The sequence below is a fragment of the Streptomyces sp. NPDC058691 genome (genome assembly GCF_042714775.1).
GTDB lineage: Bacteria > Actinomycetota > Actinomycetes > Streptomycetales > Streptomycetaceae > Actinacidiphila.
Map to the genome: position 1 here is coordinate 53,069 of NZ_JBHXSO010000033.1, position 16,335 is coordinate 69,403.

The following is a 16,335-nucleotide window of genomic DNA, read 5'->3' on the forward strand; positions in this document are numbered from 1 at the left end:
CCGGGGGTTGTACCCGGGCCCGGGGGGGTCCCCCCGGGGTTGGGGGGGGGGGGGGGGGCCCCCCCGGACAGGTCGGGGAGACCTGTCCGAGGGGCCCGGTGCCGCAAGGGGTCCGCGTCAGTGGCCCGCGGGCTTCACGACGTGCAGGGCGACCGGGATCGGCGGGGCCCAGTACGGCGTGTCATTGCGCAGGATCAGCGACGCCGTCCAGTCGCCGGGGCGCCGGATGTCGCGGGCGTCGAGCGTGACCGTGAACGTCGCGCTCCCGCCCGGGCGGAGCGTCAGGCGGCCGGGGCTCTCCGACAGCCAGGCCACGTCCGTCTCCGTCTGGTCCCAGCCCGGCAGTTGCCGCGCGGTGGCCACGGGGACGGGGAAGCGGCTCTGGTTGCTGCCGCCGACCTGGTACATCCCCGGGGCGCCGCCGCCGCGGTAGACCGCGGTGGGGGCGTCCGGCAGACGGGTCCAGGTGTCGGTGCCCGGGTCGTAGGCGTAGCCCTCGGGGGTGAGGACGCGGTTCACGCCGACCCGCTTGAATCCGCCGGAGACCAGGAGCCGTCCGTTGGCCGCGGCGTAGGAGGCGGTCGCCAGGCCCGTGGGCATGGCGGCGACGGGCTGCCAGCTGTCGGAGGCCGGGTCGTAGACGTAGGCCGCGCCCGTCTCGACGTACTCGTGGTTGCCGCCGGCGCAGTACAGCTTGCCGTTGACGGCGCCGCAGGACTCCCAGCTGATGGTCTGCGGGTAGTCGGCGGCCCGGGACCACTTGCCGGTGGCCGGGTCCAGCACGGAGACGGTGCCGGAGCAGTCGGTGTTGGTGCATCCGCCGACGACGTAGAGGCGGCCGCCGAGCACGGCGCCCGCCGCGCCGTAGCGTCCCTCGGGGATGCTCGGGCCCGTCGACCACGTGTTCCGCGCCGCGTCGTAGACCTGGGTGGTCGAGCTGACCTGCTCGCCCGGTCCCCAGCCGCCCACGGTCCAGAGGCGGTCGCCGATGAAGCCGTGCGCGGTGGCCTGACGGGGTTCGGGCGCGCTCGCGCCGCGGCTCCAGGTGCCCGCCGCGGGGTCGAGGATGTACAGGTCGCCGGTCGGGGTGTCGCCGTCGCCCGTGCCGAGCGCGGAGTACAGCCGTCCTCCGTGGCTCTCCACCGCGTTGTCCATCACCGGGGCCGGCAGGTCCGGCAGGGAACGCCAGGCGGTGCCGGGCGCGGCGGAGTCCGGGCCGGTGCCGGTGCGCTCGCCGAGCCGGAGGGTGAGCGGAGCGGTGCCCGTGTTGCGCACGGTGACCTTCCGGGTGGCCTTGCCGCCGGGCGTCGTGGTCGCATCGATCCGCGTGACCCGGGTCGAAAGCCGCCCGGCCTTCAGCGCGAACGAGGCCCGCGACGTACGGTCCGCGGGGACCGCGACCGTACGGGAGGCCGTGCTGTACGAGGGCTTGCCGGCGGTCACCTTGTGACTGCCGTTGCCGGGGACGAACAGGCGGTACAGGCCGTCGCCGACCCGGGGGTCGCCCGCGGTGGCCAGCGTGGGCGCGACGTTGCCCGAACCGGAGCGCACCTGGGCGCCGATGAGCCCGCGCCGGGTGTTGGCGTCGGTGACGAGGCCGGTGAGCATCCCGCCCCGGACCGGGGTCAGGACGCGCTCGGCGACCGTCACGTCGTCGACGGCCCACAGCATGCCAGGACCGGTGAAGTGGAAGCGCACCTGCACCGCCCGCTCGCCGGCCCAGCCGGTCAGCGGGATCTCCACCCGTCCGCTGCCCCATCCCTGGTCCTGGTGCCACACCGTGGTCCAGGTCCTGCCGCCGTCGGCGGTGACCTCGACGTCGCCGCTCTGCTCGCCGGAACCCTCGTAGTCGGTGCTGAACGCCAGTTCCGGGTCGCCGGCGCGGCCGAAGTCCCAGACCGGGCCGGTCAGTACGGTGTCCATGGCGACGTCCCAGCCGGCGTGGTCGTTGTCCGCGACGGCGAACCCTCCGGAGCCGCCGGTGTTGTTGCCCCGGCCGCCCGGGTCGTCGAACGACCAGCCGTGCCCGGTGCCCGCGAGGTCGGTCACGCTCCAGCCCTTGGGCGCGCCGGACGGCGAGTCGAAGGGCTCGGTGCCCAGGGTGTCCACGCGCAGCCGGTACGCGGGGTTGCCGGTGGCCCAGGTGTCGGCGGGCAGCCCCAGTCCCACCTTGAGGTCCGCGCTCCGCACGGCCACCTTCCGGGTCAGGGAAAGGTAGTCGGGGTCGTCGCCGACCACGTGCAGGGTGTACGTGTGGTTCTCGGGCAGGTCGAGGCGGTACGCGCCGGTGACCGCGTCGGACCACACCGGGGCCCCGGGAACGCCGTCGACGGTGATCTTCGCGTGCAGCGGCCAGCCGTGCCCGGAGGCGTCGGTCACGGTGCCCGACACGCGGTGGGTGGCGAGCTTGCGCAGCGCGAGGTCGCGCGTCACGGCGGCACCGTCGGCGACGTCGACCTGCGTGGCCGCGCCCGGCGCGAAGCCGTAGGCGGTGACGGCGAGTTCATGGCGGCCGGCGGGCAGCGGGAGGGTGTAGCGGCCCGCGCTGTCGGTGGTCGTGGTGAAGAGGCCCGCCGTCACCGTCGCCGCCGTGACGGGTGCGTGCGAGGCCCGGTCGGTGACGGTGCCGGAGAGCGTGCCGTGCGGCCCCATGCGGAAGGCGTTCAGGCCGTCGGGGGTGCCGAGGCCGGTGGGGCCGTCGTAGCCCGGGCCCGCGGTGCACAGGTAGGCGGGCGCGCAGCGGCCGTTGCTGCCCTCGGTGACGTCGTTCAGGCCACCGGCGGCGTACGGGTAGACGTTGGGGTGGGTGCCGGCGACCGGGGCGCCGGCGTTCGCGTACACGCCGGCGATGATGGGCGCCGAGGCGCTGGTGCCGCCGGCCACGCCCCAGCCGCCGGAGCCGTAGCTGTCGTACACCGCGACGCCCGTGGCCGGGTCGGCGACGGCGGCCACGTCGGCGACGGTGCGCCCGGGGCATCCGGTGTCCTGCTGGAAGGCGGGCTTGGGCTCGTGGAGGGAGCAGCCGGAGCCGGTGCCGCCGCCGTCGTGGTCCCAGACGGACTCGGTCCAGCCGCGGGACGTACCGGCGTCCTTGGTGAGCGAGGTGCCGCCGACGGCCGTGACGTACGGGGAGGCCGCGGGGTAGGCGACGCCGTAGCGGGAGTCGCCGGACGAGGCGATGACCGCGACGCCCGGGTGGTCGTAGTGGACGTCGAGGGCGGACTCGGCCGGGTCCTCCGGGTAGAAGGCGTAGTTGGAACCGTAGGAGTTGGAGACGTACTGCGCACCGAGCGCCACGGCCTGGTCCACGGCGGCGCCGAGGTCGTCGCCGGTCGCGGTGTCGGCCTCGACCAGCACGATGCGGGCGTTCGGGGCGATCGCGGAGACCATGTCGAGGTCGAGGGATATCTCGGTGGCCCAGCCCGGGTCGGGGTCGGGGTAGGCGGTGCCGCCGCGCTGGTCGGCCTTGGTGAAGCAGCCGTTGGCGGTGGTGCACGCGGGCAGGCCGTACTGGGCGCGGTAGACGGCGAGGTCGGCCTCGGCGTCGGGGTTGTCGTAGGCGTCGACGATCGCGATGGTGCGTCCGGCGCCGCCGTTCGCGGGCAGGGAGTAGGCGCTGAGCAGATCGGCCGGCCCGAAGCCGTCGGGGGCCTGTCCGGCCACCCGGAGCCCCTTCCGGGCCGGGACGTCGGTGCGGCGCAGACCGAAACAGGTGAATTCACGGGGTTTCGCCGGTCCGCAGAGCGGCTCGACATGGCCGGGCAGGGTGCGGGCGGACGTCTTCGATGCCGGAAGGGCGTTCTCCGCGGCGGCCGCCGGGGCCGGCGCGGTGGTGCCGAGCGCGGCAAGCGCGGCGACCACGAGCGTGCTCACCATCCCCGCACCGAGCGCCGACCGTCTCCCTCGTCGCGGCATGATCCTGTTCAATATGGACAAAGCACAACTCCTGTGAACATCCTGCGGCGGTGGCAGACACCGCCCTTGGATCAGTGAGTTGCGGGCGCGACCGGAAAAGTTCACGGAACGCTCGATATTTCTTCTCCGGATTTCCCCTCCGGCCGGGGCCGGGCGCTCAGCCGGGGTCCACCAGCCAGGCCCGCACCTGCCGGCGCGCGTTGAACAGGCGGGACTTCACCGTGCCCAGGGGGATGCCGAGCTGCTCCTCGATCTCCCGGTACTCCATCTGGCAGATGTCGCGGTACACCAGGGGCGCGACGAGCTCCGGGCTGACGCTCTCCAGGCGCTCCAGCGCCTCCAGCAGGTCGATGTGCGTGCTCGCGATCATGCTGGTGCGGCGCGGGTCGGGCGTATCGGTGTCCGCCGCGGACAGCGGCTGCTCACCGCGCCGGCGCTTGAGTTCGCGGTACTTCTGGCGGCAGCAGTTGGCGACCACCGTGTACAGCCACGTGTGGAACTGGCTGCGGCCCTCGAAGCTGCCGATCTTGCGGGCGACTTGGAACAGGACGTCCTGCGCCGCCTCCTCGGCGTCCTCCCGGTGCGCCAGGAAGCGGCCGCAGCGCCGCAGCACCTCCGGCCGGATCCGCCCGAGCAGCAGGTCCAGGGCCGCGGCGTCGCCGGCCGCCGCACGTGCCGCCAGCTCCTCTGTCTCCCGGGCGGGCGTCACAGGGGTCCTCCTCGGGTCGGTGGGCGCGCGGTGCATGATATGCCTATGCCCCCTCTTGAGCAGATCGGCCGCTACCGGCTCGTGCGGCCCATCGGAGCGGGGGCGTTCGCGATCGTGTGGCTCGCGCACGACGACTCACTCGAAGCCCCTGTCGCGGTCAAGGTGATGGCGGAGAACTGGGCGTACCGCCTCGATCTGCGCGAGCGCTTCCTCGCCGAGGCCCGGCTGCTGCGCAAGGCCGCCTCCAGCCGTCTGGTGCAGGTCTTCGACATGGGCGAACTACCGGATGAACGCCCCTATTTCGTGATGGAGTACGCGGACCGGGGCACATTGGAGGATCTGCTCACCGACGGCCCGCTTCCCCTCCACGACGCGCTACGGCTGACCGCGGAGGCCGCCCGGGGGGTCGCGGCCCTGCACGAGGCGGGCGTGGTGCACCGGGACATCAAGCCGTCCAACGTCCTGATCGGCACCGCCCGTGACGGCGAGGAGCGGATCCTGGTGGCCGACCTGGGTCTGGCCAAGGCGCTCGCCCAGGCCTCGGGCCTGACGATGGTCGGCGGGTCGGCCGGCTACATGGCGCCCGAACAGGCCAGGCCGGACGGCGGCGTCGACGTACGGGCCGACGTGTACGGGCTCGGGGCGGTCCTCTACCACCTGCTCACCGGGACGGTGCCCGGCCCCGCGGGGCGGATCACCCGGCCCGACCGGCTCCGCCCGGACCTGCCGGCCGACGTGCGGCGGGCGGTGCTGCGCGCCCTGCAGGCGGACCGCAGGAAGCGCTGGCCGGACGCCGGGCACTTCGCCGCCGAACTGGAGGCGCTGGCGGCCCGCCACGGCCGTCCCGCCGCGGGCGGGGCACTCGGGCGGCTCCGGGCGCACCGGCGCGCCTCGGTGCTCGCGCTGTGCGCCGTGCTGGCGGCAGCCGCGGCCGGCGCCGGCCTGCTCGCCACCCGTACGCCCCCGCCCCGGACCCCGGGGACGATCGCGGTGCGCGACACCACCGGGCGGATCACGGTCACGGTGCCGGCGGCGTGGAGCCGCGAACTGGTCGGCGGCGGGTGGAACCCGAAGGCGCTGGGCCTGCCCGGCGCCCAGGAGCCCGGGCTCGTCGTGGCCGGGGACGCCTCCCGCTGGCCGGACCTGGACGCCGGGGTCGACGGCGTCTTCGTGGGACTGAGCGAGCACGGCGACCTCGCCGCGCGCGTCGCCGCCATCCGGCACGACGTCTGCCGCGGGCAGGAGTCCCACGGCTACCACGGCACGCGGTGGAGCGGCCGGATCCGGCACTGGACCGGGTGCGGAACCGCCGGCGGGTCGATCGACGAGATCAGCCTGGGGCGCGCCGGCGCCGCCCAGCCGCAGGTGTACGTCCAGGTCCGGCAGCGTGGCGGCGCCGACCTCACCGATACTGTCCTCGGCGGGCTCGGCATCACTTCTTGATCCATCACCGGGAAAGATCGTGAACTTCCGCCGCGCCGGTGGCATCCCACTATGAGGAGGGTTGTCCTCCACCACGATGCCCGCCGACCGCGCGGGTCGTCGCGGCCGCACGACAGGACGGAAAGAGGCACAGACGTGGCGAACCACCACCACGACGGAGTCCCGGCACAGCAGCGCACCCGCCGGGCCGGCATCCCCATGGTCATGGGCGCGGCCCTCGCCATGGCGGTCCTCACCGGCTGCGGGAACGGCGGCGGCAGCGACGCGAGCGCCCCGCAGACGCTCCCCGGTTCGGCGAGCCCGGCCGGCGGCGACACGACCGCCTCCGCTCAGACGTCCGCGTCCTCCGCCGCCTCCCCGGGCGCCACCGCGACCAGCCCGACCGCCGCGACCACCCCGGCGAGCGGCGGCACCGGCGGCTCGGGCGCGACGACGGCCGGCGGCGACCGCTGCCACACCGCGGACCTGCGCGCCTCCATCGGCCCGAACGACCCGGGCGCGGGCCAGGAGAACTTCCCGGTGGTGCTCACCAACCGGTCCTCCCGCACGTGCACCGTCTACGGCTTCCCGGGCCTTGCGTTCGTGAACAGCGCGGGACAGCAGGTGACGGTGGACCCCGAGCGGGAGACCGGCCTGCCGAAGCAGCGGGTCACGCTGGCGCCGGGCGCGAGCGCCTGGTCGCCGATGTCGTTCTCCAATCCGGCCATCAGCGGGGTGACCACGGTGGTCCCGGCCGCCGTACTGGTCACGCCGCCGGACGAGCGCGCGTCCCTGCGCGTGCCGTGGACCGGCGGCAAGGTCTCCAACACCGGCAAGGCCTCGGTGCCGCGGATCGGCCCGCTCCAGGCGGGCACGGGCGCCTGATCCCGCCGGGCCGCGTGCGACGGCCCGGCGGCCCCTGCGGCTCCTCTCACACCCCGGTCACCCGGTCACCCGCCGCCCTCGACCAGCCGGGCGAGGTTGTCCAGGGCCATCCGCGTTCCCGTCTCGTTGTCCTCGCGGGACACGACGTCGGGAACGCCCTCGTGCAGGACGGCGACCTCGGTCCCGCCGTCCACCGCGGTGAGCGACGTCGTCATCGTCATCGTGCCGCGCAGCGCCTCGTCCTCGGTCTCGAACTCGATGACCTCGACGACCAGTTCGTCCGGGACGAGGCGCGCGAAGTGCCCGTGGTAGGTGTCCGTGTGCGCGCCGGACTTCCCCTTGCCGCGCTGTCCGTCGTACGTGAGCGAGACCCCGAAGCGGCCGCCCTCCCGGGCGTCGAACGCGTGGACGTGGGCGCTCATGCCGGCCGGGGCGCGCCAGCGCGCCACCGCCTGCGGATCCAGCAGCGCCCGGTACACGGCCGCGGGGGCCGCCCGCACACGACGCGAAACCTGCATGGCGTACATGCGCCTCACCCTAGAGCGCGGGGCGCGCGGTGGGGTCCGCTTCCGGGGGTGATGCGAAGCCGGGGCATGCCGGGCAGTCTGGGAGGTGGGGCGCGTGGGTGGCCGCGAGCGGCGGGGCAGGTGCCGGCGACGTCACCGCCGAGGCCGGGCGCAATGGGAAGAGGCCCCATGAACGAACATCCGCTGATCGAGGACCACGGACTCATCGGTGACCTGCAGACGGCCGCGCTGGTCTCCACCGAGGGAACGATCGACTGGTTCTGCACCCCGCGATTCGACTCACCGAGCATCTTCGGAGCACTGCTCGACGGCGAGAACGGTGGTCACTGGACGATCACTCCCCAGGCGCCGACGCACGCGACCAGGCAGCTCTACTATCCGGACACCTGCGTGCTGCTCACCCGGTTCATGACCGAGCAAGGGGTCGGATCGGTCGTGGACTTCATGCCGCCTGCTTCGCCGCGCGATCCGACGAACAATCACCGACTGGTCCGCATGCTGCGGTGCACACGCGGCGAGATCGCGTTCGACATCGAGATCGCCCCCCGGTTCGACTACGCACGGCAACCGCACGAGGTCACCGCGTCCACGGGCGGCTGGCACTTCGCCGGCCGGGACACGGAGATGACCGTGCACGTGGTGGACACACCCGGTGACGCGTGCACGAGCCACCGGCGCAGTGACTCCGGCGACGTATGCATGACCGTGAGGCTGCGAGCCGGGATGACCCGCGGACTGATGCTGGAGACGAACGCCGACGGTCCGCCGCGCATCATTCCGCCGGAGGAGTGCGATCGGCTCCTGGAGGACACGATCGCCTTCTGGCACCAGTGGCTGGCACGTTCGCGCTACACCGGACGGTGGCGGGAGATGGTCAACCGCTCCGCCCTGACGCTCAAACTCATGACGTACGCCCCGTCCGGGGCCATGGTCGCGGCTCCGACCACCAGCCTGCCGGAACAGATCGGGGGCGAGCGCAACTGGGACTACCGGTACGCGTGGGTACGCGACGCCTCGTTGTCCCTCCACGCGCTGCTCGGGCTGGGATTCACCGAGGAGGCCGTGGCGTTCACCGAATGGCTGGGCGACCGCGTCCAGGAGTACACGGGTCCGGGCGAGCACCCCTTGAAGGTCATGTACCGCGTCGACGGCTCCTCGGACCTGGCGGAGCAGACCCTGGACCATTGGGAAGGCCACCGGGGCTCCGCTCCGGTGCGGGTCGGCAACGGTGCCGCCGACCAGTTGCAACTCGACATCTACGGATCGGCGTTGGAGTGCCTTCATTTCGCCGATCAGCAGGGGCTGCCGACCACCTGCCGCATCTGGCAGGCGCTCATCGGCACGGTGGACTGGGTGTGCGAGAACTGGGACCGCCCCGAGGCCGGCATCTGGGAGACGCGGGGCGGCGACAAGGACTTCACGTACGGGCGGCTCATGAGCTGGATCGCGCTTGACCGGGCCATCCGCATGGCCGTCCGGAGCGGCCGCCCCGCCGAGGTGCAGCGCTGGACGAAGGAACGCGACGCCATCTACTGGCAGATCCTGCGGCGCGGGTGGAGTCCGGAGCGGGCGGCGTTCACGCAGTACCTGGGCAGCGACGTGCTGGACTCCGCGCTTTTGCGGATGCCCGCGGTGGGGTTCATCCCCCCGCAGGATCCGCGGTGGCTGTCGACCCTGAACGCGATCAAGAAGGATCTGGTGTCCGACGGCCTCGTGTACCGGTACGACCCCTCCGCCTCCCCGGACGGACTGATCGGCTCCGAAGGCACCTTCTCGGCCTGCACGTTCTGGTACGTCGAAGCCCTCGCCCGCGCCGGGCATCTGCGCGAAGCGCGGCTCGTCTTCGAGAAGATGCTCACCTACGCCAACCATCTCGGGCTGTACTCCGAGGAGATCGGGCTGACCGGCGAGCAACTGGGCAACTTTCCGCAGGCATTGACCCACCTCGCGCTCATCACCGCCGCGCTGAGCCTGGACGCCCACCTCGACGCCGCGAGGCCGGGCTTCCCTCCCACCTCGCCGGTTCCGGTTCCGTTTCTCTCCGCCCGGCCGATGGCGGCGTCGGGCGGGGGTCCGCCTGTCACGCCGACCACCCCGTATCCGTCGGACCACGTCATCCGCAGGTGAGCGCGGCGCGTGCGGATGTGCACGGGTGCGCCCGGACCCCGGGGTCCGGGCGCGACGCGGACCCCGGCAGGCGGCGTCAGCCGATCTGGTCGTTGTCCTTCTGCGCGCCCCAGCCGTGCCAGCGGTCGATCTCGATCCAGGCGCTGATCCGGACGCGGTCCCGGACCCGGTACGACATGCCCAGGTACTGCTGCGCCAGCCGGTCGATGTCGGAGAGGTCCTTGTCCTCCCGCATCTCGGCGACGTGGCCGATGATCGTGACGTGGGTGTACCAGTCGTCCTTGTCCAGCACGGTCAGCGTGACGCGGGGGTCGTTGCGCAGGTGGTCGAGCCGCTTGCGGCCCTCGTCCATGTTGATCAGGATCCGGCCGTCGTCCCACAGGTACCAGGTCGCGGTGGACACCGGCTGGCCGTCGGCCCGCAGCGTCGCGAGCACCGCCTGATTGGGCTTCCTCAGCAGGGCGATCGCGGCCTCGGGAAGCGGTGGCTTGGACACGGGGGCTCCTCTTCGGTGATGTGCCGGTCTGCCCGCCCACCGTGCCACATGCCGGGCCGCCGCACGGCGCATGAAGCCGCTGTGTCGTCGCCGGGGGGCGGCGCTCCGCGGCGGGGGCGGGCCCGGTCGGGTCAGCCCGCCGTCCAGCCGGCGTCGAGGCAGGCCCTGGCGAAGGCGTCGGCGCCCATCTGCCACGTCTGCGCGTCGCTCTGGGCGCCCTGCACGAGGGTGCCGGCCATGTCCCGGACCGGCTCGACGGCTGACTTCGTCGCGGCCGCCTGCACCCGCGTGGCCAGCTTCGCCCGGGCGTCGACGGTGCCGGTCTCCTTGTAGCCGTGCGCGAAGAGGTCGCAGGCCTGCTGCGCCGGCCCGTCCAGCCGGTGCGGGGGCCTGGCGCCGTCGTCGCCGCATGCGGAGACGGTCAGGAGTGCGGCGGCGGCCAGGACCGCGGCCGCGGGGCGTGTACGCATCTGGGCATGATGACGGCAGGATCGCGCGGGCTGTCGGATGTGCGCGTTCCGCGACGCGTCGGGGGCGGCGGACAGGGGCGTCGGGGTGCCGTCCCTCCGGGGCGGACATAGGGTCCGAATGTGTGTCATGGCCGGTGCGAGGGTTTCGCCTCAGGGCCGGACTCCGCGTCGCGGGGTCGCCGGTGCTGCCGCGCCACGCGTCCGTGCGCCGTGCCCGGCGCCGGGGCGGTGCCGGTGCCCTCCCCCGATGCCGGTGCCCCTTCCGGTTCCGGCGGGAGCGGGTGACGACGTGGAGGCCGTGCCTGGCCGCGGGGAGGCCGCGAACCGCGGCCCCGACGCGGTCGTCCCCGATCTGCTCGAGGTCGTGCGGGAGACCCGGGCGTCCGTGGGGGCGGTGTACCTGCTCGGCCAGGGCGAGTGCGTGCTGCGCCTGGCGGCGCTCACAGGGCTGTCCTGGCGGATCGCGGCGCCCTGGGCGAGGGTCGCGCTGACCGACCGCTCCCCGGTGGCCGACGCCGTGCGCGAGCGGCGTGTGGTGTGGCTGGGCAGCCCGGAGGAACTGGCGCGCCACTACCCGAGGCTCGCGCTCATGCTGCCGCACCGCTTCCTGCTCGCGGCCGCCCCGTTCGCCTCCGGCAGCACCGTGTGGGGCGGGCTGGTGCTCCAGTGGCCCGGCTCCCACCGGCCACGGCTGAACACGCACGAGACCGAGGCGATCCACCACGCCTGCCGCGCCCTGGGCCGGCGGGTGGCGCGGGCCGCGGCGGACGGACACCCGGTACGGGCCGGGGACCAGCCGCGGCTGCTGCCGCCTCCGCGGCCGCGGACGGTCTGGCCCGCGGAGGCCCAGGCCGCGGCCGACTTCGCGGAACGGCTGCCCGGCGGCTGCTGCACGCTGGACGTGGACGGGCGCATCGCGTTCGTCACCACCACCGCCGCCGAACTCCTCGGCACCGGCGTCCCCGAGCTGCTGGGCGCCCGTCTGTGGCAGGCGCTGCCGTGGCTCGACGGCCCGGCCGTCGAGGACCACTACCGCGGCGCGCTCATCAGCCGGCAGGCCACGTCCTTCACGGCGCTGCGCCCGCCGGACCGGCGGCTCGCCTTCCACCTCTACGCGGACGGCTGGGGCGTCAGCGTCCGGATCGTGCCCGCCGAGGACGTCACGGACCCGTCCGGCGTGCTGCGGCCCGCACCCCCGGCCGGGTCCGGACGGGCGGGCGGCCTCTACCAGTTGATGCACCTGGCCGCCACGCTGACCGAGGCGGTCGGGGTGCAGGACGTGGTGGAGCAGGCCGCCGACCAGTTGCTGCCCGCCCTGGGGGCCCAGTCCCTCGCGCTGATGACCGCGGAGGAGGGCCGACTGCGGATCATGGGCTACCGAGGCTATTCCGCCGCGTTGATGGAGCGCTTCGACGGCGCGCCGCTGGCCTCGTCCGCACCCGCCGCACGGGTCCTGGCCACCGGCGTCCCGTCCTTCTTCGGCGACTGGGCGGAGCTGGAGCGGGCCAATCCGCCGTCGGATGTCCGGGACGGCATGGGCGCATGGGCCTTTCTGCCGCTCATCACCTCCGGCCGGCCCGTCGGTTCGCTGGTGCTCGCCTACGACCGGCCCCGTCTCTTCGCCGAGCAGGAGCGGACGCTCCTGACCTCCGTGGCCGGGCTGGTCGCCCAGGCGCTGGACCGCGCCCGCCTGTACGACGCCAAGGACCGGCTCGCCCATGCCCTGCAGGCCGGGCTGCTGCCCCAGGTGCTGCCCCGTATCGCGGGTCTGGACGTCGCCGCGCGCTATCTGCCGGCCGGCCGCGGCATGGGGATCGGCGGTGACTTCTACGACCTCATCCGCCTGGAGGGCGACTGCGCCGCCGCCGCGATCGGCGACGTCCAGGGCCACAATGTGAACGCCGCCGTGCTGATGGGACAGGTCCGCACCGCCGTCCACGCCACGGCGGGCGCGCCTCCCGGCGAGGTCCTGGCCCGCACCAACCGGGTCCTGACCGATCTGGACTCCGGTCTGTTCACCAGCTGCCTGTACGTGCACCTGGACCTGGCGCGGCAGCGGGCCCGGCTGGCGACGGCGGGCCACCCTCCCCCGCTGCTGCGCCATCCCTGCGGCCGGACCGAGGTGCTCGATCTGCCGCCGGGGCTGCTGCTCGGCATCGACCCGGCGGCCGACTACCCGTCCACCGAGATCCCGTTGCCGCCCGGGGCGGTGCTCGCCCTGTACACCGACGGCCTCGTGGAGTCGCCCGGCGTGGACCTCGGGCAGTCCATCGCCGCGCTCGGGGACCGTCTCGCGGGCGCGGGGGACGCCGCCGGCGAGGGCGTCGAGGCCCTCGCGGACACCCTCGTCCGGCGGGCGGAGCAGTCCCCCGCCCGCAGCGACGACATCGCGCTGCTGCTCATCCACCCGCACCGGGACGGCTGACGGCGGTGTCCCCCGGCCACCGGCGTCCCCTGAGTCGCGGCGCCGGGGGCCTGTCGAGGGTGTGCGGTCAGGCGCCGCGCGGTGCGACCGGGACGGCGCCGGCACTGCGGGCGACGAGCGAGTCCAGGATCTCCCCGGCCCGGACGGCCGTGGTGGACAGCAGTGTCGAGGCCAGCCCGTGGGTGTGCTCGGTGCCGCCCTGCAGATAGATCCCGGCGGTGACCTCGGGCGCGACCTCGACGCGGTGGTCGCGGCCGACCCGGACGGCGTCGCCGTCGTCGCGCAGGCAGAGCTTCGCGGACTCGCCGAGGAGGGTGGAGATGTCCTTGGAGCGGTAGCCGGTGGCGTGCACGAGGATGTCGGCCGGAAGGGTCGAGCGCTCCCCCGTCGGCAGGAACTCCACGCTGATGTCGAGGCGTTCGTCGAGGACGTCCACCTCGCGGATGCGGGAGACGTTCAGGAAGCGGAGCCGTTCGCGGCCCTGGACCTTCTCGCGGTAGGAGGTCGCGTACAGGGCCTCGATGAGGTCCATGTCGACCACCGAGTAGTTGGTGCCGCGGTGGTAGTCGAAGAGCGACTGCTTCACCTCGGAGGGGGCGTCGTAGTAGACGTCGACCGCCTCGGGGTCGAAGATCCGGTTGGCGAAGGGGCTGTCGTCGGCGGGCGTGTAGCCGTACTTGGCGAAGACCGCGCACACCTCCGCGTCGGGGAAGGTGCGGTGCAGGTAGTCGACCGCCTCGGCGGCGCTCTGGCCGGCGCCGAGGACGACGGCGCGGCGGACCGGCTCCCCGCTCGCGGCGAGCTCGGCGACCCGCGGCAGCAACTGGCTGTTGTGCCAGACCCGCTCGGACAGCTCGGTGCCCGGCGGCAGGTGCGGTTCGAGGCCCACGGCCACGCTGATGTTGCGGGCCCGGTGGGTGACCGTGTGCCCGGGGTCCCGGGGGTCCTGGCACACGACGTCCAGATGGTCGATCTCGCCGTCGGCGCCGCGGACCGGCGTGATCGACAGCACCTCGGAGGAGTAGTCCACCAGGTGGGCGACGCGGGCGGCGGCCCACTCGAAGTACTCGTGGAACTCGACGCGGAGCGGGAAGAGCGTCTTCTGGTTCAGGAAGTCGACCAGCCGGCCCTTTTCGCGCAGGTAGCACAGGAAGCTGAAGTCACTGGTCGGGTTGCGCATGGTGACCAGGTCCTTGAGGAAGGACACCTGCATCGTCGCGTCGTCGATCAGCATGCCCCGGTGCCATCCGAAGCGTGGCTGCCGTTCCAGGAAAGCGGCGTTGATCCGCTGGGAAGCGGGGCGTTGGTCGTTGTACTCCTCTATGGCTATGGCCAGAGCCAGATTTGACGGCCCGAAACCGATTCCCAGGACGTCGTGGATGATGTCCGGCTCACTGCGCGGTGCTGTCACCGTTGCATCGCCTCCCTCAGCGCGCCACATAATAGATAAGGTAAGGCTTACCTTGCAATATTGCGCCGTCGAAGGGGAGACACCATGCGGGTCGTCATGTTCGGCTATCAGACCTGGGGACACCGGACGCTGCAGGCCCTGCTGGAGTCGGATCACGAGGTCGTCCTCGTCGTGACCCACCCCAGGAGCGAGCACGCGTACGAGAAGATCTGGGACGACTCGGTGGCCGAGCTGGCCGAGAAGCACGGCGTGCCCGTGCTGCTCCGCAACCGTCCGGACGACGCCGAACTGCTGGAGGCGATCCGGGCCGCGGCGCCGGACATCATCGTGGCCAACAACTGGCGGACCTGGCTGCCGCCGGAGATCTTCGACCTCCCGCCGCACGGAACGCTCAATGTGCACGACTCGCTGCTCCCCGCCTACGCGGGCTTCTCCCCGATCATCTGGGCGCTGATCAACGGCGAGGAGCGCGTCGGCGTCACCGCGCACCGGATGGACGCCGAACTGGACGCCGGCGACATCCTGTTGCAGCGCTCGGAACCGGTGGGCCCGCAGGACACCGCGACCGACCTCTTCCACCGCACCGTGGACATGATCTCGCCGCTCGTGCGCGAGTCCCTGGACCTGATGGCGTCCGGCCGCGCCCGCTGGCAGCCGCAGGACCGCTCCCGTGCGAGCTTCTTCCACAAGCGGTCGGTCGAGGACAGCAGGATCGACTGGAACTGGCCCGCGGAAGACCTGGAACGACTCGTACGGGCCCAGTCGGACCCGTACCCGAACGCCTTCGCCTACCACCGCGGCGAGCGCATCAGGATCGTGTCCGCCGCCGTCTCGAAGGCCCGCTACGGCGGGACGCCCGGCCGGATCTTCATCCGCGAGGGCGACGGCGTCGTGGTCGTCGCGGGCGCGGACGCGCGCGGCGGGCACCGCCCCGGGCTGCTGGTCCGCACCATCCGCACGGACGACGGAACCGAGTACGCCGCCACCGACTGGTTCCGCACCATGGGCGGCTACCTGACGTCCCGTCCATGACGACGGCCCTCGCAGGCCCCGGGCCGTACCCGGGGCTCCGCGGCCTCCGGGACCTCCGGGGACGCACCGTCGTCGTGAAGGTCGGCGGCAACGCCATGGGCGACGACTCCCCGCTCCGCTCCGTCGCGCAGGACGTCGTCCGGCTGCGGCGGGCCGGGGTGCGGGTCGTGGTGGTGCACGGCGGCGGGCCGCAGATCAGCGCGCAACTGGACCTGGTGGGCATAAAGGCACGCTTCGTGGGCGGGCTGCGGGTCACCACCCCCGAGGTCCTCGACGTCGCGCGCATGGTCCTGGCCGGCAAGGTGCAGCGCGATCTCGTCGGGCTCCTCAACGAGCACGGCCCGTACGCGGTCGGGCTCACCGGGGAGGACGCGCACACGCTGACCGCGGTGCGGCGGTACGCCGAAGTCGACGGCGAGGTCGTGGACATCGGCCTCGTCGGGGAGGTGACGGAGGTCAACACGGCGGCCGTGGACGTGCTGGTGGAGCACGGCCACATCCCCGTGGTGTCCTCGCTCGGCCGGGGCACGGACGGGCAGGTCTACAACGTCAACGCCGACGCGGCGGCCGGGGCGCTGGCCGCCGCGCTCGACGCGGAGGCGCTGGTCGTCCTCACCGACGTGCCGGGGCTGTACGCGGACTGGCCGCGCCGGGAGCGGGTCCTGGAGCGGCTCACCGCCGCCGAGTTGGAGTCGATGCTGCCGTCGCTCGGCGGCGGCATGGTGCCGAAGATGGAGAGCTGCCTGCGCGCGGTTCGGGCAGGCGTCCGCTCCGCCCGGGTCCTGGACGGCCGCGCCCCGCACGCACTGCTGCGGGCGCTGTCCGGCGGCCACGGCGCCGTAGGGACGACCGTCCTGCCGGGCTAGTGCGGTGACCTCACGGGTTCGCAAGGGTGGCCGGTCCGCGGTCGACCGCG

Annotated in this window: 12 protein-coding genes; 6 read left to right on the forward strand and 6 right to left on the reverse strand. The window is 73.4% G+C overall.

Translation table 11 applies throughout. The annotated features are described in order from the left end of the window. Positions 1 to 117: 117 nt before the first annotated feature. Positions 118 to 3,876, reverse strand: coding sequence for a kelch repeat-containing protein (locus ACFWVC_RS23330; protein WP_384289214.1), 3,759 nt, complete (start codon positions 3,874 to 3,876; stop codon positions 118 to 120). A gap of 196 nt (positions 3,877 to 4,072) precedes the next feature. Continuing rightward, positions 4,073 to 4,624: an RNA polymerase sigma factor gene (locus ACFWVC_RS23335; protein ID WP_384289219.1), complete on the reverse strand. Its 552-nt coding sequence runs from the start codon at positions 4,622 to 4,624 to the stop codon at positions 4,073 to 4,075. Between the two features lie 45 nt (positions 4,625 to 4,669). Between ACFWVC_RS23335 and ACFWVC_RS23340 the strand changes: the two genes are divergently transcribed. Together ACFWVC_RS23340 and ACFWVC_RS23345 are read left to right on the forward strand one after the other, a co-directional pair. Next, positions 4,670 to 6,067: a serine/threonine-protein kinase gene (locus ACFWVC_RS23340; RefSeq protein WP_384289225.1), complete on the forward strand. Its 1,398-nt coding sequence runs from the start codon at positions 4,670 to 4,672 to the stop codon at positions 6,065 to 6,067. Positions 6,068 to 6,202: 135 nt separating this feature from the next. Further along, positions 6,203 to 6,931 carry a DUF4232 domain-containing protein gene (locus ACFWVC_RS23345; protein WP_384289233.1) on the forward strand — a complete coding sequence of 243 codons (729 nt, stop codon included), beginning with the start codon at positions 6,203 to 6,205 and terminating at the stop codon, positions 6,929 to 6,931. Positions 6,932 to 6,996: 65 nt separating this feature from the next. On the opposite strand, the gene ACFWVC_RS23350 is transcribed toward ACFWVC_RS23345, so the two are convergent. Next, a complete protein-coding gene (locus ACFWVC_RS23350) occupies positions 6,997 to 7,458 on the reverse strand; it encodes an SRPBCC domain-containing protein (RefSeq protein ID WP_384289236.1) in 462 nt (153 codons plus the stop codon). Between the two features lie 168 nt (positions 7,459 to 7,626). Between ACFWVC_RS23350 and ACFWVC_RS23355 the strand changes: the two genes are divergently transcribed. After that, complete coding sequence (locus ACFWVC_RS23355) at positions 7,627 to 9,585, forward strand: glycoside hydrolase family 15 protein (RefSeq protein WP_384289241.1); 1,959 nt, start codon at positions 7,627 to 7,629, stop codon at positions 9,583 to 9,585. A gap of 76 nt (positions 9,586 to 9,661) precedes the next feature. On the opposite strand, the gene ACFWVC_RS23360 is transcribed toward ACFWVC_RS23355, so the two are convergent. Together ACFWVC_RS23360 and ACFWVC_RS23365 are read right to left on the reverse strand one after the other, a co-directional pair. Then, the gene (locus ACFWVC_RS23360; protein WP_384289245.1) at positions 9,662 to 10,081 is read right to left on the reverse strand and encodes a PPOX class F420-dependent oxidoreductase; all 420 of its coding nucleotides are present in this window, start codon (positions 10,079 to 10,081) and stop codon (positions 9,662 to 9,664) included. Between the two features lie 131 nt (positions 10,082 to 10,212). Then, the gene (locus ACFWVC_RS23365; protein ID WP_384289249.1) at positions 10,213 to 10,551 is read right to left on the reverse strand and encodes a hypothetical protein; all 339 of its coding nucleotides are present in this window, start codon (positions 10,549 to 10,551) and stop codon (positions 10,213 to 10,215) included. A 289-nt stretch (positions 10,552 to 10,840) separates the two neighbouring features. On the opposite strand from ACFWVC_RS23365, the gene ACFWVC_RS23370 reads away from it, so the two are divergent. Further along, a complete protein-coding gene (locus ACFWVC_RS23370; protein WP_384289252.1) occupies positions 10,841 to 12,976 on the forward strand; it encodes a SpoIIE family protein phosphatase in 2,136 nt (711 codons plus the stop codon). A gap of 67 nt (positions 12,977 to 13,043) precedes the next feature. Here ACFWVC_RS23370 and ACFWVC_RS23375 read toward each other — a convergent pair whose 3' ends face one another. Further along, positions 13,044 to 14,387 carry a lysine N(6)-hydroxylase/L-ornithine N(5)-oxygenase family protein gene (locus tag ACFWVC_RS23375; protein ID WP_384289255.1) on the reverse strand — a complete coding sequence of 448 codons (1,344 nt, stop codon included), beginning with the start codon at positions 14,385 to 14,387 and terminating at the stop codon, positions 13,044 to 13,046. 84 nt (positions 14,388 to 14,471) lie between these two features. Between ACFWVC_RS23375 and ACFWVC_RS23380 the strand changes: the two genes are divergently transcribed. Beyond that, complete coding sequence (locus ACFWVC_RS23380) at positions 14,472 to 15,419, forward strand: methionyl-tRNA formyltransferase (protein WP_384289260.1); 948 nt, start codon at positions 14,472 to 14,474, stop codon at positions 15,417 to 15,419. Further along, positions 15,416 to 16,285: an acetylglutamate kinase gene (gene argB / locus ACFWVC_RS23385; RefSeq protein ID WP_384289263.1), complete on the forward strand. Its 870-nt coding sequence runs from the start codon at positions 15,416 to 15,418 to the stop codon at positions 16,283 to 16,285. The genes ACFWVC_RS23380 and argB overlap by 4 nt, the downstream gene beginning before the upstream one ends. Positions 16,286 to 16,335 lie beyond the last annotated feature (50 nt).

Bases quoted from the DNA above. Each gene is read 5' to 3' on its own strand.
- ACFWVC_RS23330 (WP_384289214.1), bottom strand. From the start codon at position 3,876: ATGGTGAGCACGCTCGTGGTCGCCGCGCTTGCCGCGCTCGGCACCACC.
- ACFWVC_RS23340 (WP_384289225.1), top strand. From the start codon at position 4,670: ATGCCCCCTCTTGAGCAGATCGGCCGCTACCGGCTCGTGCGGCCCATC.
- ACFWVC_RS23350 (WP_384289236.1), bottom strand. From the start codon at position 7,458: ATGTACGCCATGCAGGTTTCGCGTCGTGTGCGGGCGGCCCCCGCGGCC.
- ACFWVC_RS23355 (WP_384289241.1), top strand. From the start codon at position 7,627: ATGAACGAACATCCGCTGATCGAGGACCACGGACTCATCGGTGACCTG.
- ACFWVC_RS23365 (WP_384289249.1), bottom strand. From the start codon at position 10,551: ATGCGTACACGCCCCGCGGCCGCGGTCCTGGCCGCCGCCGCACTCCTG.
- ACFWVC_RS23380 (WP_384289260.1), top strand. From the start codon at position 14,472: ATGCGGGTCGTCATGTTCGGCTATCAGACCTGGGGACACCGGACGCTG.
- argB (WP_384289263.1), top strand. From the start codon at position 15,416: ATGACGACGGCCCTCGCAGGCCCCGGGCCGTACCCGGGGCTCCGCGGC.